At 47.7% G+C, this 19,891-nt stretch carries 17 protein-coding genes; 9 read left to right on the top strand and 8 right to left on the bottom strand.

The annotated features are described in order from the left end of the window. The first annotated feature begins 36 nt into the window (after positions 1–36). The 4 genes from E1919_RS23060 (at position 37) to E1919_RS23045 (ending at position 3,076) form a co-directional block, all read left to right on the top strand. Positions 37–465 (top strand): nuclear transport factor 2 family protein, encoded by a 429-nt coding sequence (locus E1919_RS23060; RefSeq protein WP_162055770.1) that lies wholly within the window; start codon positions 37–39, stop codon positions 463–465. Between the two features lie 9 nt (positions 466–474). Beyond that, positions 475–1,047, top strand: a complete 573-nt coding sequence (locus E1919_RS23055) for a pentapeptide repeat-containing protein (protein WP_162055769.1) — start codon at positions 475–477, stop codon at positions 1,045–1,047. A 74-nt stretch (positions 1,048–1,121) separates the two neighbouring features. Further along, the gene (locus tag E1919_RS23050; RefSeq protein ID WP_162055768.1) at positions 1,122–1,604 is read left to right on the top strand and encodes a GNAT family N-acetyltransferase; all 483 of its coding nucleotides are present in this window, start codon (positions 1,122–1,124) and stop codon (positions 1,602–1,604) included. A gap of 38 nt (positions 1,605–1,642) precedes the next feature. After that, positions 1,643–3,076, top strand: a complete 1,434-nt coding sequence (locus E1919_RS23045) for an amidohydrolase family protein (protein ID WP_162055767.1) — start codon at positions 1,643–1,645, stop codon at positions 3,074–3,076. An 85-nt stretch (positions 3,077–3,161) separates the two neighbouring features. On the opposite strand, the gene E1919_RS23040 is transcribed toward E1919_RS23045, so the two are convergent. Further along, the gene (locus E1919_RS23040) at positions 3,162–4,613 is read right to left on the bottom strand and encodes an L-lactate permease (RefSeq protein ID WP_162055766.1); all 1,452 of its coding nucleotides are present in this window, start codon (positions 4,611–4,613) and stop codon (positions 3,162–3,164) included. 61 nt (positions 4,614–4,674) lie between these two features. After that, complete coding sequence (locus tag E1919_RS23035) at positions 4,675–5,667, bottom strand: 2-hydroxyacid dehydrogenase (RefSeq protein ID WP_162055765.1); 993 nt, start codon at positions 5,665–5,667, stop codon at positions 4,675–4,677. 184 nt (positions 5,668–5,851) lie between these two features. Here E1919_RS23035 and E1919_RS23030 point away from each other — a divergent pair, with 184 nt between their 5' ends. Further along, positions 5,852–6,163 carry an alpha/beta hydrolase family protein gene (locus tag E1919_RS23030; RefSeq protein WP_202915979.1) on the top strand — a complete coding sequence of 104 codons (312 nt, stop codon included), beginning with the start codon at positions 5,852–5,854 and terminating at the stop codon, positions 6,161–6,163. A gap of 187 nt (positions 6,164–6,350) precedes the next feature. Here E1919_RS23030 and E1919_RS23025 read toward each other — a convergent pair whose 3' ends face one another. Beyond that, positions 6,351–7,085: a head GIN domain-containing protein gene (locus E1919_RS23025; protein WP_162055764.1), complete on the bottom strand. Its 735-nt coding sequence runs from the start codon at positions 7,083–7,085 to the stop codon at positions 6,351–6,353. A 234-nt stretch (positions 7,086–7,319) separates the two neighbouring features. On the opposite strand from E1919_RS23025, the gene E1919_RS23020 reads away from it, so the two are divergent. Both E1919_RS23020 and E1919_RS23015 read left to right on the top strand, forming a co-directional pair. Then, on the top strand, positions 7,320–8,819 hold the full coding sequence (locus E1919_RS23020; RefSeq protein WP_237144809.1) for a DUF6056 family protein: 1,500 nt from the start codon (positions 7,320–7,322) through the stop codon (positions 8,817–8,819). Positions 8,820–8,975: 156 nt separating this feature from the next. After that, on the top strand, positions 8,976–10,457 hold the full coding sequence (locus E1919_RS23015; protein ID WP_162055762.1) for a DUF6056 family protein: 1,482 nt from the start codon (positions 8,976–8,978) through the stop codon (positions 10,455–10,457). 31 nt (positions 10,458–10,488) lie between these two features. On the opposite strand, the gene E1919_RS23010 is transcribed toward E1919_RS23015, so the two are convergent. The 5 genes from E1919_RS23010 to dnaB all read right to left on the bottom strand — a co-directional run bounded on the left by E1919_RS23010 (position 10,489) and on the right by dnaB (position 17,328). Then, complete coding sequence (locus tag E1919_RS23010) at positions 10,489–12,399, bottom strand: RecQ family ATP-dependent DNA helicase (RefSeq protein WP_162055761.1); 1,911 nt, start codon at positions 12,397–12,399, stop codon at positions 10,489–10,491. Positions 12,400–12,813: 414 nt separating this feature from the next. After that, the gene (locus E1919_RS23005; RefSeq protein WP_162055760.1) at positions 12,814–13,611 is read right to left on the bottom strand and encodes a transporter; all 798 of its coding nucleotides are present in this window, start codon (positions 13,609–13,611) and stop codon (positions 12,814–12,816) included. 46 nt (positions 13,612–13,657) lie between these two features. Continuing rightward, complete coding sequence (locus E1919_RS23000) at positions 13,658–14,452, bottom strand: transporter (RefSeq protein ID WP_162055759.1); 795 nt, start codon at positions 14,450–14,452, stop codon at positions 13,658–13,660. Between the two features lie 177 nt (positions 14,453–14,629). Further along, positions 14,630–15,406 carry a hypothetical protein gene (locus tag E1919_RS22995; RefSeq protein ID WP_162055758.1) on the bottom strand — a complete coding sequence of 259 codons (777 nt, stop codon included), beginning with the start codon at positions 15,404–15,406 and terminating at the stop codon, positions 14,630–14,632. Positions 15,407–15,762: 356 nt separating this feature from the next. Then, a complete protein-coding gene (gene dnaB, locus E1919_RS22990) occupies positions 15,763–17,328 on the bottom strand; it encodes a replicative DNA helicase (protein WP_237144811.1) in 1,566 nt (521 codons plus the stop codon). A 169-nt stretch (positions 17,329–17,497) separates the two neighbouring features. Between dnaB and E1919_RS22985 the strand changes: the two genes are divergently transcribed. Both E1919_RS22985 and E1919_RS22980 read left to right on the top strand, forming a co-directional pair. Beyond that, the gene (locus E1919_RS22985; protein WP_162055757.1) at positions 17,498–18,877 is read left to right on the top strand and encodes a UDP-N-acetylmuramate--L-alanine ligase; all 1,380 of its coding nucleotides are present in this window, start codon (positions 17,498–17,500) and stop codon (positions 18,875–18,877) included. A 14-nt stretch (positions 18,878–18,891) separates the two neighbouring features. Further along, positions 18,892–19,698 carry a 3'-5' exonuclease gene (locus tag E1919_RS22980; protein WP_162055756.1) on the top strand — a complete coding sequence of 269 codons (807 nt, stop codon included), beginning with the start codon at positions 18,892–18,894 and terminating at the stop codon, positions 19,696–19,698. Positions 19,699–19,891: the final 193 nt, after the last annotated feature.

Below are 19,891 nucleotides of genomic sequence, written 5' to 3'. Positions count from 1 at the left end.
TTTGCAGCAGCACTTAACACTATACCCATAAAGCCTATGTACCTGAAACATTTCCTGATTTTCATCTTGCTGGCGGCAACTGCCCTGTCAGCAAAAGCGCAGACCACGCCCGATACATCATCCGTAACAACCCCTGTTAAACTGCAACTGCAAGGCTATAACAACCGCGACATCGACACCTTTGCAAAAGCTTTCAGCGATACCGTGAAGGTATACCGGCAGCCGGGGGTGCTCAGTTACCAGGGCAGAGAGGAACTGAGAAAAAGATACGGCCAGATGTTTGCGAACACGCCTGATTTACATTGTGAAGTGGTAAACAGGATCATAGCAGGCAATGTGGTGATTGATCACGAAAAGGTGAGACGCAGCAAAGATCAGCCCCGGTTCGATGCCATTGCAGTATACAGAGTAAAAAATAATGAAATTGTAGAGGTGACCTTCATCTCTCCTGATAAAGCCCAATAGCAACCCGAAATGAAGGAAACACACCACAGCGACAAGACTTTTGATAAAATCAATTACGCGAATAAGGTTGTGTCGGGGAGAGAGTTTGAAGACTGTTCCTTTACCAACTGCGACTTTTCAGGCAGCAACTTTTCCGGCAACGACTTTATTGATTGCCGGTTCAAGGACTGCAACCTGAGTATGATGCGGCTGGAGTATACCGGATTAAAAACCGTTGCATTCCATAACTGCAAAGTAATGGGCGTTGACTTCAGCGCCTGTAATGAGTTTCTTTTCTCTGTAAGCTTCAGCAACTGCATCCTCGACTTTGTTTCTTTCTTCAGAAGGAAAATTAGGAAAACCACCTTCGATGGCTGCAGCATTAAAGAAGCCAACTTTACCCAATCTGATTTAACCGGCTCCACATTCAGCGATTGTGACTTGAGCCAAACTGTCTTTGACCAGACAATATTAGAAAAGGTAGACTTCCGGTCGGCCAGCAATTTTTCCATCGACCCTGACATCAACAAAATCAAGAAAGCGAAATTTTCCCTGACAGGGCTGCCAGGCTTGTTAGACAAGCATGATATTGTAATAGCGTAACTGAAATTCGCTCAACCAAGCCTCTCAATTGAGCGTCATACAACAGATGCGTATATCATTCAAAAACCTGCCCAGTGATTATAGAAGCCGAACCAGAAGATATTGATGAAGTGTATGAACTCTGGCATGAGCTGCTGGATTTTCACCAGCCCCACCACCCGGTGTTCAGGTACAAGCCCAACAGTGAACAGGTACTGAAGAAAGAACTGCTGACAAGGCTGAAAGACAAAGACACTCGCATTTTCGGATATGTGCAGCAAGATAACTGGCAAGGCATGATTATAGCGACCCTGAAACAGGCTGCACCCGGCTTTAAATTTTCAAAAAAAGGCTACATAGCAGAAACCGTTGTGCAGGAACAGTACAGGGGCACAGGTATTGGCAATGAATTGGTAGAAGCAGCTAAAAAATGGTTGACAGATAATGGGGCTGACCACATTGAACTGCAGGTATCTGTTAAAAATAAAGCCGCTATCCGTTTCTGGGAATCACAAGGCTTTAGCCCTTCCACGCAGCACATGATACTGGATGTTTCTTCTACAGCTAAAAAAAGCTAAATTCGAAGACCTATACTTTTTTACTTATCCTCCTCAACATGAGAATTCATACTTTTCTTGCCTTATTTCTCAGCAGTTCTTTGCTGGCAGGATGTGCCGCTACCCAACAAAACAACCACGACCTTATCCTCACAAACGCGAACATAGTGGATGTAGCTGCAGGCGAAGTGCTGACTGGCAAAACCCTGGTAATAGATGAAGGTGTTATTCAGGAAATCTCAGACACGGGGGCAGCAAGCAAATACAATGCAGCCACTACCATAGATGCACAGGGAAAATACATCATCCCGGGCCTTTGGGACAACCACATTCATTTGCGTGGCGGTGAGGCTCTAAAGGAAGAAAACAAGAACCTGCTTCCGCTCTTTATTGCCAATGGCGTAACAACTGTGCGTGATGCCGGCGGTGACCTGTACCCAGCTATCCGGCAATGGCGGGACCAGATAGCAGCGGGCGAACTGGTAGGACCCCGAATTATTACAGCAGGTCCTAAACTGGACGGGCCCAATCCTGTCTGGGAAGGCTCTATTGAAGTTGCCACAGTGGCGGAAGTACCCGCGGCCCTGGACTCACTTCAGCTAATGGGAGTAGATTTCGTTAAGATTTATGACAGCACTATTTCAGGGGATGTTTTTCTGGCTATTGTAAAAGAAGCCGAGGCAAGAGGCATGATGACGGCAGGGCATATGCCTTTCACCGTTTCCCTTGGTGAGGCCATCGACAGTGGCCTTGATATAACAGAGCACCTGTATTACTCTTTTAAGTCAGGCTCTCCAAAGGAAGACAGCATCACCAACGTTATCCAGGCCAGTTACGAAACAGAAAAACCGGTTGGCTTCTACACAGCCCTCGACTGGCTTTATGAATCATACGATACAGCCACTGCACAACGCTTTTTCCAACGCATGGCTGCTGCTAATGCTGCCGTGGTGCCTACCTTACACATCAGTGAGGTGCTGGATAATCTACACCAGGACGACCACAGCACAGACAAGTATCTGGCTTATATTGGAGACGGCATTGAACAAACATACGCCCGCCGGATTAACAGCGCCAAGCGCCGTTCAGCGGAATCGATACAGTTTATGAACAACCTGAACAACAGGTTTCATACCCTGGTGCCCGCCATGCAGGCTGCAGGCGTCACTATACTGGCTGGCTCCGATGCCGGCGCTTATAACTCTTATGTGTATCCCGGTATCTCGTTGCACAAGGAGCTGGAGCAAATGGTAGAAGCAGGCCTCACTCCTGCCCAAGCGCTCCGCACCGCTACCATCAACGGCGCTCAGTTTATGGGGAAAACAGCGCAATATGGCACTGTAGAAAAAGGGAAAGTAGCGGATCTTGTTCTTCTGGAGAGTAACCCGCTGGAGGACATAAGCCATACCCAACTCATACATACTGTTATTTTCGGGGGGAAGACTTATACCAAAGAAAAGCTGCAGCAACTGCTGGACGAGTTAAAAAACTAAAAGTAACTTCCATATCTCCTTATTTTACATCACCTGAAGCGAATGATTAATTGGAAAATGGTGCTTTCACAAGCCTTGATTTCTGTCAGCCTGCACTAACCAGCCCCATACCCAACAGCCCCACCAGCAAAGCAGCCAGCAGGGTTGGCAGCATATTGTTGGAGAGTATGGTACGGTAATCTTTGATGTTGGCGACGGAAGCCGCAGCAATAATATTGAACAGGCAGATAGCGTTGCCGATAGAAGCACCTGTTAACTGCAGGGCAAGAATGGTAGTCGGAGCAATATTAAGCGAAGCGGCTGTCTCTGACTGCGCGGCACCGAATACGACATTGGAGATAGTCGTGCTGCCGGTAATAAAGGTGCCCATCACCCCTACAAACGGAGCGACCACCACATACGCCTGCCCCATGGCACTCATCAGTTCCGCAATGTAGCGCACCATGGAGGGTTGTGTTTCTCCGGAATAGATCATGAGTTGGGCAATGGCAATGGAGGGGAAAAGTACCACAAACACATCACCCATTTTCTTTAGTGGCTCACTAAGGTACAGCGATTTGCTTTTCTTAAAGTAAGCCACCCCCAGCCCCACTACCACAAACGGAAGGAAAGGCGAGCCCAGCGGTTTGATGGCTCCGCGAATAGAAGTACCGAACATTTCCGGAAAAACCAGTTCCCAGCCAATCCACATGCGCAGCGGCTCCCACAGCTTCGGCAGCAACAGCAAGAGCGCCAGCACCCCATAGGGCAGCCATGGCTTCAGGTCAATCCTGCTTTTGCCCCGCCCCAGGTAGAGCACCGAAAGCCCCAGCATGGTTAAAGCCCCCAGTATAGTAGCCAATTCCGGCACCAGCCAAGCTAATACGCAAAAAGGTATGGCAAAAAAAGCATACAGCACTAGCACCTTCTTTTTATGCTCCAGCGGTCCGTGTTCTTTGGCTACCAACCGGAAAACGAGCAGCAGCACCAGTGTTCCTGCCAGTGCCATCATTAAGGCTGCTATAATACCAATACTGTTTACTTCTTCAGAAGACAGCCCTAAGGGCACCTGCATCCCGATCAGGATAGGTGTACCCACCGCGCCAAAAAGAGCCACCATCCCATCAAACAGTAAGACCACCGACACCGAGAGCACGGCGCTGAAACCTAAAGCCATGAGTATGAGCGGCACAATAGCTCCCGGTGTACCAAAACCCGCCACTCCCTCAAAGAAAGCAGAAAGGCCCAGCGCCAGCAGGAAAAAGCGGATCTCATTGGAGGGGTGCAGCTTGTCCAAAGAATGGCTGATCTGGGTGATCATCTCGGTACGCTCCATGATGTTGTAGAGGAAAACCGCCCCCAGCACAATCAGGAGTATGTTGAGGGTGGTGAGCAAGGATACACCGAGTGCGGCAAGGTATTGACTCCCTCCGGCTCCCCAGTAAAAAAACAAAACCGTAGTAGCGGCCCAACCCACCATCACCGCCACTTTCACGCCCCTCGCCAGTGAGAGCACCACCAGAATCAGGATAGGCAACAGGGAGAGAATGTATGTCATGCTTTTATATCAGTATCAGGAAGGGTTTAGTATTTTCCAGAGCGGCTTTCAGGACAAAAGTCTATGGAAGCACTTCGTTTTTCAATGCGCTGCCTTCATCAAAATCTGAGATATTCTGCAATGTAACAGAGACAATCCCTTGCATAGCATCGCTGGTAAAAAATGCCTGGTGCCCCGTTATCAGCACATTATTAAACGAGAGCAAACGCATAAATACATCATCCTGAATCACGTACTCTGACTTGTCTTCGAAGAACAGGTCTGCCTCCTCCTCATACACGTCCAGCCCCAGGTAGCTGATTTTCTCAGATTTCAAGGCCCTTATAACTGCTTTTGTGTCTATCAGCGCGCCCCGGCTGGTGTTAATCAGCATCACTCCTTTCTTCATCTTATCTAATGATTCCGCATTGATGATATGGTGGGTTTGAGGTGTGAGCGGGCAGTGCAACGAAATGATATCAGACTGGGCATAGAGGGTATCCAGGTCAACAAGTTCTACTCCAATTTCTTTAGCCTCTGCCGGTTCGGCAATGTCGTAGCCTAGCACTTTGCAGTCAAAGCCTTTCAGAATAGCAGCTGTTACCAACCCGATTTTACCTAAACCAATCAGTCCGATGGTTCTGCCATGGAGGTCAAAGCCCATCAGTCCGTTCAAGGCAAAGTTGCCTTCTTTCACCCGGTTATAGGCGCGGTGTGTTTTCCGGTTCAGGGTAAGTATAAGTGCCAGGGTATGCTCCGCCACCGAGTATGGAGAATAAGCCGGCACCCGCACCACTTTTATTCCCAAGGCTGCGGCAGCTTTAAGGTCTACGTTGTTGAAGCCCGCACAGCGTAGCGCGACAAGCTTCACTCCCTGCTGCGCCAGTTCTTCCAGCACTTCTCTATCAGCCTGGTCATTCACAAAAATGCAGACAGCCTCATGCCCCTTAGCCAGCGGTGCCGTATGCCTGTTGAGCGGCACCTCCAGAAAATTTAATGCATGGTTGTATTCTGCATTACTATCAGTAAAAAATTGCTTATCGTATTTCCTGGTGCTGAAAAAGACTACTTTCATGGGATCAGATTAAAAGGTTGAACAACCGCGCTATAGCTAATAGTATATTTTGTACTTCTAAAATACAAGTTACGCGATAGCTGCTTTTAAGTATATGACAGATGCCTTGTCAGAAATTGACTTTTAGCATTTTCTAACAAACCAATTAAATGTATGCAGCTATGTACAAACATGCTCTAAGCCGATGCGATGCCTGTATGAGTACATGCAGGGCCCAAGTGAGTTTGTGCCGGGCGGCATCCTGCAAAAGTGGGACCGTTGGGATGACCTGAAACAACTGACAGTGCCTACGCTTACTGTAGGCGCCAAGTATGATACCATGAACCCGGAGGAAATGAAGGAAATGAGCCAACTGGTGCAGAACGGCCAGTATCTTTACTGCCCAAACGGCAGCCACCTTGCCATGTGGGACGACCAGCAGGTCTTTATGGATGGCGTGATTAAATTTATTAAGGACGTGGATGCCGCCCAGGCAAAAGGCAAAACTGCTATATAGGCAGGTCTTCCTGTTAATCGTCTTATAACAGAAAAGCCCAGACAGTGAATCTATAAAAGTCCGGGCTTTTCATTTTACTTTGTAGTATCAAAAGAAGGAAAGTGCATGCTGCAGCTCGATTTTCCGCTTCCGATAGTCCCAATATTCATAGTATTTTCTCCTTTATCCTGCTACTATTGTCTACCACTTACCGCTTCACCAGTTTACCGGAGCCACTGATATTGGAGTTTACAGTAGGATTGCCGTAGTAGTATACTTTTCCGCTTCCGGAAATATCAACAGTGAGTGATTTGCTGGCCCTTACCTCTGCTTCGCCAGAACCGGACAGGTTTACAGTTACATCTTCGGCTGCCAGGTTAGATGTTGCTGCGGTTCCTGAACCAGACATGTTAATGGTTTGAATATCTGTTGTGCCGCTAAGCAATGCCTCTCCCGAGCCAGTCACCCGCAGGATTACTTTAGACGCGTCTACCTCCAGATCAACTACACCAGAGCCATTCACCTGTACGGGCAACTCATCTACTACCAGTTTATTTTCGCTGTATATCCGGCCGGAGCCGTTCAGGTACAGGGCTTCCACCTCGGGCAAGATGATATACACCTCCACCGGATCACTCCTGCGCACGCAGCTTTCATGTTCGATTTCCCATTTCCCGTTTCGCACCTGTGTGTTCAGATCACTCAGTATGTTAGACTCTCCTTTCACCTCTACCCGCTGTGGTTCGCCTTGAGTAATGTACACTTTAAAGTCGCCATTGGCTTCTATTTCGCTAAAGGGCTGCAATGTTAAGGTGCGTTGTTTTACATCTCCATTTCCTTTTATACAATTCACATCATCGCAGGCACTTAGCAACAGGAAGCCACACAATACGAGTGGCCACTGTACTGCTTTTTCCAAACTTAAAGAAAGATACTTTTTCATGTTTTATCTAGATTGTATGGTTGATTAAAGAGAAGAGTCAGAAAATACTGCATGCGTTGCATAGTGCACCTCAAAATTGTCTTCAAGAGCAGTACAATATTGGGAAGGCGAGAATTTGGAATGTGAGTAATGCTAGAATAGGGGTAAATTGTTGAGAAGTGTTACAGCGGCTTTGCTATGGTGATTAATCGTTAATTACTATATCTTTGCCTAACCTGATTCCATTGATATATCATGTCTATTTTTTCGAACCCAAAGACCTCTTATAATATATTTTTAATAATTGGCACACTTACAATTCTTCCTTTCCTATTTCTCAACCTGTATAATAATCCTACCATGGATGATTATACTTTTGCTGTTCGGGACCGTGAACTTGGATTTATTGAGGCACAGGTGCAGTTTTACTTTAACTGGTCTGGTCGGTATTTTGGCACCGCAATTGTGCGCCTTAACCCTTTGGTTCAATATGAATTTGAGACTTATAAGATATATTCTTTTGCGGTCCTTATTCTTTTTATAGTTGCTGTTACTTCATTCTTCCATGGCCTGCTGAAGGCATACTTCCCTATAAGGACTATATTGGCTCTGGCAGCTTTGTTCATAGCTATCCTGCTGGTTCAAATGCCTGATATAGCACAGGGTATTTATTGGTTTAGCGCTTACATGACCTATTTCCTTCCTAACATTTTTATACTCTTTTTTTTTACTATATTACTTAAAGAAAAAAAACTCAACCGCAGTACTATAGGAACAATTTTAAAGATCATAGCTCTATTCTTGATTGTTGCTATTATTGGCTCGAATGAGTTATCGTTACTTATCCTAATGTCTTCGCTGCTACTGATGCTGCTCACTGCCTGGTCAAATCAAAATAGGCAGCTTCCCCGTTACATTCTCTTTTTTTTCCTGTTTGGTTTTGCACTTAGCTTGATCGTAGTACTAGCACCTGGAAACTATGTGCGGATGGCTGGGCAGGAAAAATCATCCCACCTGCTGTACTCTTTAGCCGGCTCAATTTTACTAACATTATCGAGTTTCCTCAAATGGGGGTTACTTCTGCTTCTCTCGTCATTGCTCTACACTTATATGTGGGGCCTTCAATTGGCAAAGAAGACAAAAGACAGCCCCATTTTTAAATGCAGTTTACCGCTTGCATTTCTGTGGTACCTGTCTACCTTATTTACTATGCAGTTTATCTTTTTATGGTCTACTGGCTTCAGAGCAGGTACTCGGGTAGAGAATGTGATACATTTCTTTTTTGTGTTTGGGTGGTTCTATGTTTTGCAGCTCATTTTAAATAAGTATGCTTCTAATCAAACCGAGAGCAGCACTATTGGCTTTGCTACTTATCCTGTGGTATTGTTAGCTATGTTTGCTATGCTGGTGTTTAATCTGGAAAGTAATGCAACAACAGCCTACTTGGATTTGCTCTCTGGAAGAGCCGCATTGTTTGACAGAGAACTTAGCACTCGATACGAGTACCTAAAGACATCCTCGTGCACATCCTGCCCGATTACCCCTGTTACAGCATTGCCTAAGTCACTCTATATTTTCAGCAATCTGAGACCTGATGAGGTAGAAGAGATAGGCATAAATAATGAATTTGCTGCTTATTGGGGCAAAAGCAATACCTATCTGACTGGTCCTACGCCCATTATACCAGATAACATATCAATACTGAAACGAATAGGGAAGGATTTGAGAGCCCATTATTTTGGAATCGAAGAGTAGCCCAGCTCTCTCTTTTGATTAAATTTAATCGATAGCAACTTCGCCTGATTAGTTTCCCCGCTCCTATCAGGCCAACCTTACAAAAGTCAAAATCCCTCTTCAACTTAAACAATAGATTTGTCTTATATTTGAAGCTACAATGCCTTACGACCTGATATGCCTCATTCTACCGGAAAAAGACATAAAATACCCTACATTATTTTCCTGGGTATCGGGCTGTTGGTGCTGCTCCCCCTCCTGTTATTAACGCTATACAACCACCCGCAGGCAGATGACTTTGGCTTTGCTGTCAGGGACATGACCTATGGTTTTTGGGAAACGCAGTTACATTATTACATGAACTGGACGGGAAGGTACTTTAGCACAACAACCGCCTTTCAAATAAACCCTATCATCTATGGAGATTTTGACAGGTATAAGGTATACTCCCTTCTCCTCATTTTGCTGCTAGCCGCATCCACCTGCCTTATTCTCCACAAACTGCTTCAAAAGCATTTTAATGTTTTAAAGACATCGGCATTAACAGCGCTGCTCTTATGCCTTTACCTGATACAATTGCCAAGCGTGTCAGAAGGTATTTTCTGGCTGCCGGGATACCTGACATACCAGTTACCGAATATCATGATGCTGCTGTTACTGGTCTTCCTCATCAACTTCTTCAGGGCAGACAACGGTAACTTTAAGATACTCTATATCGCGATAGCAGCTATGCTTTGTGTGGCTGTAGTGGGTTCTAATGAAATGTCCATCGTAATGGCTTTTACCTCTATCCTGTTTATACTTTACAATAACCGGGATGATGAGCAAAACAGACCTTACCTGCTTTTCCTGTTCATCCTTTGTGTAGTCGCCAGTTTAGCTGCAGTGCTTGCCCCGGGCAACTATGCCCGCATGGAAGAACACCCCAATGCATCGAAACCGCTGTGGGCAATCAGTTATGCCGCCTTCCTGACAGGTTTAAGCTTTTACAGGTGGCTGACTCCCATTCTTATCGCTTCAGTACTTTATGTCATCTACTGGGGCTTGCCTTTAGCAGACAAAACAAAAGCCCACAGCGCCTTTAAAGTAAACCTCCGGTTCTCGTTGTGCTACTACATCGCCACGCTTTTTCTGATGCAGTTTGCTTTTACCTGGGCTGTTGGGGAACGGCCAACGCCAAGGGTGGAGAATGTGATTTACTTCTTCTTTGTGTTTGGCTGGTTTTATAATGTGCAGGTAGCGCTTACCAGGTACGCGCACCTACTGCAGGGCGAACACAGACTATCCCCCGTTTTACCGCTTGTCCTCCTGCTCCTCTTCATCCTGCAGGTATTTGCTATAGACGGCAACATTGCAACGGCATATACTGATTTGCTTTCAGGTAAAGCCGCTGTCTATAACAGCGCACTAAACCAGCGGTATGCTTATCTGAAAGAATCTAAGTGTGACACCTGCAGCCTTGCCCCGCTTCCGGCCATACCGCATACACTCTATTTTATGGATGTAGTGGAAGGAGAGGAAAACAGCAACTTCTGGGTGAATATAGACTATGCCGACTATTGGGGCAAATCCGCTGTTTATTTAACGGCACCTAACCCTGAAATAAAAGACAACGTGACGACACTGCGAGAGGCAGGCAAGGAGCTGATTGGAAACTGATTTTTATCATGACGGCAGTCTGCTGTCTCTCTTACTCCGCCGCCTCCAGCTTTCCACTTTCCCTGTATTTCAAACGCCCTACATCCACCAACTCCCGCACAAGCGAAGTCACTGTTTCAGCGTGTTTCGGCTCAAACTGCTGTACTAACTCTTTGGGCAGCCAGGCCTGCGCTTTCACCAGCGTGAGCAACTTTGCCCGAAGCGCTTCCTGCTCCGGCTCCTCCCGCTCTTTTTTACGTTCAGCAAGGCAGTAATCGCAGATGCGGCAGCGGATATCGGTTATCTCCCCGAAATATTCCAGTAGCAGTTGCGTACGGCAGCGGTTACTTGTTTTGACGTAGCGCCCCATTTCTTTGGTTTGCAGCAGTGCCCGCTCGCGCAAGGCAGTCAGCCGCTTCGTGTCCAGGGGCAGGCCGTTGGCAGCTTCGCGTGGCTTTGTGAACACAAGCTGGGGCGAATCGTGCTGCGGCTCATACGCGATGACCTGTAGCTTGTGCAGGTACTCCAGCTTACGCCGCACCTCCTGCTCCGGCATGTTCAGTTGCTGCGCCAGCCTCCGCTCCGACAGCTTGACATAGTTGGTAAACGCCTCTCCACCATATAGGCGCAGGATTATCCGAATGAACTGGTCATGATCCGGGTTGGCCAGCTGGAACTCATAAAGCGCCAGGTTGTCGAGCAGCAGCATGAGCCGCGACGGCATATAGTACCCCTCGTTCAGTTGCAGATACCCTTCCGTCTCCAGCCGTTTGATGGTATGATGCACCTCCAGTGGCTGCAGCTTGTAGTTTTGGGCGAAGTCGGCCAGGTCAAAGTCGAAGCTACTCATCAGGCCACTGCCTACCGCCAGCTGGTAATAATTGGCCAGGCACTGGTATACCCGCCGGATGTATTCAATAGACGGATGCGCCTCCTGCACCTTCCGCTGCAGTTCCGCTACATCATTCGGGCCATTCAGTATTACGGCATAAGCATATTTCTCGTCACGACCGGCACGGCCCGCCTCCTGGTAGTAGGCCTCCAGGCTCTCCGGCAGATCGAGGTGCACCACCAGCCGCACATCCGGCTTATCAATGCCCATCCCAAAGGCATTGGTGGCGACCATCACCCGCACCTTGTTTTCTATCCAGCTTTGCTGCGCTGCATTGCGCATCTCAAACTTAAGGCCTGCATGGTAGGCGGCGGCTGAAATACGACGGCTCTGCAGGAGTTTGGCAATCTCCACGGTTTGGCGACGGCTGCGCACATACACAATGCTCTGGCCGGGCATGCGCTGCAATATCTCCAGCAGTCGGTTAAATTTATCCTCAGTGTCGAGGCAGGAGTAAGAAAGGTTGGCCCGGGCAAAGCTCTTCTGGAAAACATTCAACTTCGGGAAGGCGAGTTTCTCCTGTATGTCCTGCTTTACCTGGGTGGTGGCAGTGGCTGTTAAGGCGATAACCGGGACTTTAGGCAGCACCTCCCTTAGCTCAGCCAGTTGCAGATACGGCGGCCGGAAATCGTAGCCCCACTGGGATATACAGTGCGCCTCATCCACGGCAATCAGGTTCACCTTCATGCGCTTTACCCGTTCCTGAAACAGTTCGGTGAGGAGGCGCTCCGGCGAGAGGTACAGAAACTTCACATCACCGTACACGCAGTTATCCAAGGCAATATCAATTTCGCGGCGATTCATACCGGAATAGACAGCCAGGGCATTGATGCCTCTTTTATTCAGCTGCTCTACCTGGTCCTTCATCAAAGCTATTAACGGCGTGATAACAAGGCACAGCCCCTCCATCGCCAAAGCAGGTACCTGGAAGCAGACAGACTTACCACCACCTGTCGGGAGCAGTGCCAGGGTATCCTCCCCTGCCAGCACCGAGCGGATGATATCCTCCTGAAGTGGCCTGAATTGGGCATAGCCCCAGTAGGTTTTTAGTATATGATGGATGTCCTGCAAGAATCTGTTCTATTTAAGAAGCGAAGATAGGACATAAGAAATCAGACACAAGAATAAAAAGAGCAGGCACAATGCTTCTTATATCAAATGACGTAAAGCTCCTTCCAAAGAACTGAAGCATTTTCTATTCGTCAGCACGAAGTGAATGAGCTTCCAGTCTTTGGGTTGAGCGCCTTTGGAGATTTTGGTGCCGCTCACGCGGCAGCGCCCTGGCGCAAAAAACTCCCAGCGCGATGCCCGAAGATGATGCCTCTCGGCCTTGAGAGCACAGAGCAATAGCTATGGAACAGTAGGTGTGATGCCGCTGGATAAGCTGTTGCTGCGGCAGGTTAGACAGAATAAAACACCAGCAGCGTATTAATTTTCAAGGTTCTGAAGCGGAGATGTTCATTTATCTTATACTGTGCTTTATGCTTACCGGGGCAGCCTGACAGAAAAGCCTGTGGTTATAAACAGGTCTGGGGCAGCGCGGCTCAGGGCAACTCCTACCGCAACATCCAGTTGCATATTCTGCCGAAAGATGTAAAGCACCCCTGCATCTGCCTGATGCACTGCACGGGATTCTTCTGCCTTGGTTCCGAAAACCTCAGCATATACTGCAATCCTGTAGCTTACATCGCCACTTGCCTTGAAGGCATATTTTGTTTCGTAACCTTCCTGCACCCATCCATAGCCCAAGGTGTAGGTAAGCGCAAGCCTCGGATTTATTCTATTGGTGAATCCTAGCCTGAGTTCAGTATCTGCATAATCTGATGCCATGCTGCTATTACTGACAGGTAGCGCAACAGTGGCTGTAAAAGCGGCTTGAGGCAATACGCCGGCTCCCTCCCACAGGTAAAGCCTGAAACCTACTCCCAATGGTCCAAATCCGTTAATCTTGCGGTAACTGTTCCTTTCCCGAATCACAGAGTCCTGAAAGGAACCGCCCACCCGCAGTTCCAGCGTTTCAAGCAGACCGTAGCGGAGCGATACTGTTGGGTAAGCGTGTGTTTTCACCTCCTGGTCCTGCGCGGTGTTTTTCTCGTAAAGGAAGCCTGTCTCTATCTGTAATGTGCTTTTTGGAACTACAGTTGTACCCTGTGTTTGGTCCGGCCTGCCAGTGTCTATACGACCTAACTCTTCCTCCTCCTGACCATACCCCTCCTTTACCAGAATAAAGAGAAAGACTGTTAGCAGGAGCAAAGTTTTGCATCTTGTTGTGCTTGTGTTCATAAAGATGAAAAGAAGCTTTTTATCTGGTGAAATGGCAAGAAGCCTGTTACCGTGGCAGTCGCAGACTTAAACCCGTTGTAATAAAGAAATCCGTTGCTGCCTCGTTTAGAGCTCTGCCTGCTGCTACATCGAACTGCAGGTTAGGCAAAATCATAAACAGGAGCCCTCCATCTACAGAATGTTTTGCCTTGTCTCCTTGCTGCTTATCTCCGAATACCTCCCCATATACAGTAAACCTGTCGCTTATACCATACCCCAAACTTACGGCATACCCTTTAAGCAGATCTCCATCCACCCAGCCGTACACCACGTTATAACTCAGGCTTAACTTTTCTGTCAGCGAATTTTTTAACAATAGCCTGAAGAGTGGGTCCGGGTTATCTGGCCTGAGGTGTCTGCTGCCTACAGGCAAGGTTACCATGGTCATGAATGCTGCCTGTGGCCTCAGGCCTTGTTCATCCCATAGTTTTACCTTGGCTCCTACGGTTAAAGGCGCAAAACCGCTTGTCCTGAAGCGGCGGGGGCTTTCAATTACAGAGTCTCTTAAAGCTGACTGTACCCGAAGTTCCAGCCAATCCACTACGCCATATCGTGTAAGTGCGGAGGGGTAGGCTTTTAACTCCTTTTCCACGCCCATCTGTATATCTTTCTGGAAATATAGTCCTGTTTCCAGTTGTATCATTTTCCGGGGCACCAGCGATGCTGCCTCTGCCTGGTCAGGCCTGTCTGTTTCAAACTCCGGCACTTCACCCTGGCAATACCCCTGTTGTATTAAAATAAAAATAAGCAGCGGCGTCACCAGCCATTTCAAACGTATGGACTGTTTCGTAAAGGGTTTCATTATAATTAATCCCTTGTTTTGAAATGAATCTAAACAACTCCTGCTGCACAAAGCGGGCTAAACAGGAGTATAATCTAATGTGCGGTACTCGCCGCTAACTGCTTCTACGAAAGACAAAAAAGAAAAGACCTGCCCCTTTTGCAGGAGCAGGTCTCAGAAGTGTAAAATTAATTGTACTTACGCCGCCGCAGACTGACCGTCTTCGCGGTCTTCGATTACTTTTTTAAGTTTCTCGATAGCTTGTGCAGCGCGTTCCTCATCAAAGCGGTTGATGTTGAGCAACATTTTAGTTTTCTCCTGGCGCGTGATAGTCGGGTTATTCAGCAGGCTGATAATTTCCTCTTTCTGCTTTGCCGACGCATACCGCACGCTGGTACTCTGTTGCTCTTCTTCAGCCACCACCGGTGTATTAGAAGAAGACTTCATGGTTGCCTTTTTCTCAGTAGGCACAGCAGGTTTGGCAGCCTGGTCGTTGCCGCTGTAGTCCATTTCCTCTGCAGGGGTTGGCTCGTAACCGGCAGCCCGAATAATCCAGGCCAGAATGTTACGGTAAGCCTTACCGATGGCACGCGTCTGCGCCATAGAGGCAATCGCGAACTCCTGGTAATATTTTTTTCCCTGCTCACGGTTAGAACAGATAGCAAAACCGGCACCCACCACCTGCTGGCTTCGCAGATCAAGCAGGTTTACCTTTGCCTGGTACTTTATCTCGTCGTCAGTGCTGATATTCACCACGTGCTCTACCACTGGCAGAATTCCAAGCCGCGAACCGGCATACTGCCAGCCTTCCACGTTCACATACTCTTTGCCTTGTATATTCTGATAAAGACGATTCTCTTTGATAAACTTTGCCAGGTCAATTGCCAGGTGAAGCGTCTCGTCAGACTTGGATATGTCATAGCTTTCGACCTTCGGTTTTTTCTGCACCTTTGTCTCTTTATTCTCTTGATTCATACTCATTTAGCCTTTTTATCTTGTACATTTATTAAACAGAGCAGGTAAACAAATAGTGCAAAAAATAAGAAAAATAATGTATTGTATATAATTGATTAGCAACCACTTAAAAATTATTTTTCGTTTATTTTTTTTACCTACTGCACTGCGGGTGTCTTTTGGCTAAAAGTTGAGAAAAAGGGTGGAATACTAATACGATATTTTTAGAGCTAAAGATGTGGTAAGGGTAAGAAACTGAAAGGCGGATACTCAGGTTTGCAATTTAGCTGCGATGAAACTAACAGAAAAAAGAAAAGCCACTGGCTTATGCGCAGCGGCTAATCTCCTTCGGCTTATCTTGGTTGTTTGTGTGCTACTTAAAACGGCGGCTCCTCATCAAATTTAGAGGTTGGGAAACCACCACCGCTGCTGCCTCCGTCGTTCATGCGGCTACCTAAACGAATGGCACCTGGTGTATCAGTATCAAAGGTTGAGTTAGGCAAGGCATTGAAGCCTCCCATGGCATCCCCGCCCCCGAAATCATTGTCCAGGTTTGTAAATTTAGTATACTTACCGATAAATTTCAACTGCACGTTTTCCAGCGAACCGTTACGGTGCTTGGCAATAATCACTTCTCCTACGCCGGCAGTCGGGTTACCCATTTCGTCTTCCGTGATGCCGTAGTACTCCGGCCGGTATAGGAAGAGCACCATATCGGCATCCTGCTCAATGGAACCGGATTCACGAAGGTCAGACAGCTGCGGACGCTTGTCCCCACCACGGGTTTCCACGGCACGGCTCAGCTGCGATAAGGCAATCACCGGCACGCTTAGCTCTTTGGCCAGCATCTTCAGCGCCCGTGAAATAGACGCAATTTCCTGTTCACGGTTCCCACCACCCTTGCCGTCTGCGTTACCGCTCATCAGTTGCAGGTAGTCAATAATAATCATCTGGATGTCAAACTGCGCTTTCAGACGACGGCACTTGGTACGCAGTTCGCGAATAGAAAGACCAGGCGTATCATCAATAAAAATGGGTGCCTCTGTTAACCTGGAGATTTTATGATTAAGCTGTGCCCACTCATGATCTACCAGGTTACCTTTTTTGATTTTCTCTGAATCCAGCTCTGCCTCGGATGATATGAGACGATTCACTAGCTGCAGCGACGACATCTCGAGCGAGAAAATAGCCACTCCCTTCTTAAAATCAACAGCGGCGTTTCGCATACAGGAAAGTACGAAGGCCGTTTTACCCATCGCGGGACGGGCTGCCAGAATCACAAGGTCAGACTTTTGCCAGCCGGAGGTTACACGGTCGAGGGCGGCAAGGCCACTTGGTACTCCCGTCAGTCCATCCTCCTGTTTACGCTTCTCCTCCAATTCTTTGATAGCCGCATGCATGAGCGAGCGCATGTCGTCGAAGTTCTTGCGGATGTTAGACTCTGATACTTCGTAAAGCCTGGCTTCTGTTCTATCAAGCAGTTCGAATACGTCGGTGGTATCCTCAAAAGCACTGGAGAGTACCTCTGAGGAAATAGAGATGAGGTCTCGCTTAATAGAGTTCTCAGTGATGATACGGGCGTGGTACTCGATGTTCGCGGCCGAGTTGACGCGTGTTGTCAGCTGCGTGACATAGTAGGCACCGCCTGCCAGCTCCAACTCCCCGTTCTCCCGCAGTTCGTGCGTCACCGTCAGGATATCAATCGGCTCCGACTTATCGAATAAACCAATAATAGCCTTAAATATGCGCTGGTGTGCCTCTTTGTAAAAACTCTGTGGCCGTAAAATATCGATCACTGAGGTAAGGGCATCTTTTTCCAGCATCAGAGCGCCTAACACGGCCTCCTCCAGATCAAGTGCCTGCGGTGGCTTCTTGCCCAATTCCGAAACAACAGGCGCTTTCTTTTGCCAACTGTTACGGTTGCCCGCCTGCCGCACATTCATTTTCATCTCCTCCATAGGTACAAATTTAAAAAACATGGCATGCAAGTAATCCACATACCCGTTCGAGTAATCCACAATCATATACAAGATATCAACATATTAGGGTGCTGCTATTTTAATTTAGGGAAGGACTTCTAACTTTGTCTGTTTGCAAACATATTGCTTTGATATGGAGAAGAAGGAACCACAGTACATACACCTGATAGCAATGGGCGGGAGCATCATGCACAACCTTGCCCTCGCGCTATATGATAAAGGTTTGAAAGTCACTGGATCTGACGATGAAATTTATGAGCCCGCCAAAAGCAGATTGGCCGAGGCCGGCATATTACCTGAAAAGGAAGGTTGGTTTACAGAGAAGATTGACGCCAGGCCAGACGCGGTGATACTGGGCATGCACGCCCGCCCCGATAACCCGGAGCTGAAGCGCGCGCAGGAGCTGGGCATCCCTATTTACTCTTTCCCCGAGTTCATCTATGAGCAAAGCCGGGACAAGCAGCGCATTGTAATTGGCGGCAGCCACGGCAAAACCTCCACCACCTCCATTATCATGCACGTGCTGCAGCACCTTGGCCGCAAGTTCGATTATGCTGTTGGTGCGCAGCTAGAAGGATTCAACCGCATGGTAAAACTCTCAGAAGATGCCCCTGTCATTGTCATAGAAGGCGATGAGTACCTTTCCGACCCTGTCAAGCGGGTACCAAAGTTCCACCTGTACTACCACCATATTGCGGTTATCACGGGCATCAGCTGGGACCACATCAATGTTTTCCCGGACCCGGAAATGTACCGTGACCAGTTCCGCATTTTTGCTGAGATGACGCCCAAAGCAGGAACACTCATCTACAACCAGGATGATGAGCAGGTGCAGTTAGTGGCAGTGCCCCGAAACTCGGCCGATATCGTGTACATCGGCTACGGCGTGCATGAACATAGCATCAGGAACGGAAAAACTATTCTCCATACCAAAAAAGAGGGTGATGTGGAAATACCGCTGTTCGGAGAGCATAACCTGCGCAATATCAGTGCGGCAAAAGAAGTGTGTAAGAAAATAGGTGTGAAAGCACATGATTTTTACGAAGCACTTAAAACTTTTAAGGGTGCCGCCAAGCGCCTGGAGAAAATCGGAGAGAAAGGCAACAGCATTATTTTCCGGGATTTTGCCCATGCCCCCTCCAAAGTAAAAGCAACTACCGAGGCTGTGAAAGCGCAATTCCCTGAGCGGCAGTTAGTGGCTGTGCTGGAACTACACACTTTCAGCAGCCTGAACAAGAGTTTCCTGCCGCAGTATGCTGGTGCGCTAAATAAAGCGGATGCACCTATCGTGTATTTTAGCCCGAAAATAATAGAACACAAGCGGATGGAGATGCTCACTGAAGACGAACTAAAAATAGCTTTCGATAACGAGCACCTGCAGGTGTTCAACGACGCAGAAGCTTTGCAACAGCACCTGATTAACCGGAACTGGCAAAATGCCAACCTGCTGCTCATGAGCTCCGGAAACTATAATAATATGAACATGGAGGCGCTAACAATGGCGGTCCTTTAAATAAAAACATTGAAATGAAGTTAAACTTAAAGCGCCCCATCGTCTTCTTTGACCTTGAAACAACCGGCACCGACATCTGCAAAGACAGAATTGTGGAGATAAGTGTACTGAAGGTAATGCCGGATGGCGAGGAAATTCTTAAAACCCGCCGCGTTAACCCAACTATTCCTATTCCACTGGAGTCGAGCCTGATCCATAAGATTTACGATGCCGATGTGCAGGACTGCAAGACATTCAAGCAGATTGCCAGGGACATGGAGCTGTTCCTGAAAGGCTGCGACCTGGGAGGCTATAACCTGCTGCGTTTCGACATACCCTTGCTGGCAGAGGAGTTCCTGCGCTGCGATATAGACTTTGACATTGACAACCGAAACGTCATCGACGCCTGCCGTATTTTCCACCAAATGGAACAGCGCACTTTATCAGCCGCCTATAGGTACTACTGCGATAAAAAGCTGGAGAACGCCCACAGTGCCGAGGCAGACACAGTGGCTACATACCATATTTTGATGGCACAGCTGGACCGTTACCAGCATACACCAGTAGAGGTGGCCGAAGGTGTGGAGGAATTCCCGATTCAGAACGACATGGAGCTGCTGCATAAATTCACGGTACAGAAAACCGCTGACTTATCTGGCCGCATTGTGTATAACAACGCCGGACAGGAGGTGTTTAACTTCGGAAAGCATAAGAATGTGCCGGTAGAGGAAGTCCTGCAGAAAGAGCCCGGCTACTATGATTGGATGATGAAAAGCGAGTTTCCACTCCAGACCAAGAAGGTGCTTACCCGCATCCGCTTGCGCAAAGTGCAACTATCGTAGGTACTGCTGAAAAGCACTTCGCATACAAGATTATTGCACAAAACAGAAGCGGCTGCTAACATGTTGTTAGAGCATGTTTAAATTTGTAACGTTCTGATTTTTAGTCAATCCGGTTAAGAATGAGCTGACAATTCTGCCATAGTACCCATGCTTCTGCGCTTTTAGTGGTCTTTTCATGGTCTTTGTCGAGCCT

The organism is Pontibacter pamirensis, from assembly GCF_010015475.1.
In the GTDB taxonomy this organism is placed as follows: Bacteria; Bacteroidota; Bacteroidia; order Cytophagales; family Hymenobacteraceae; genus Pontibacter; species Pontibacter pamirensis.
The sequence above is the reverse complement of the archived record's forward strand: the minus strand, read 5'-3'. Positions and strand labels throughout refer to the sequence as shown.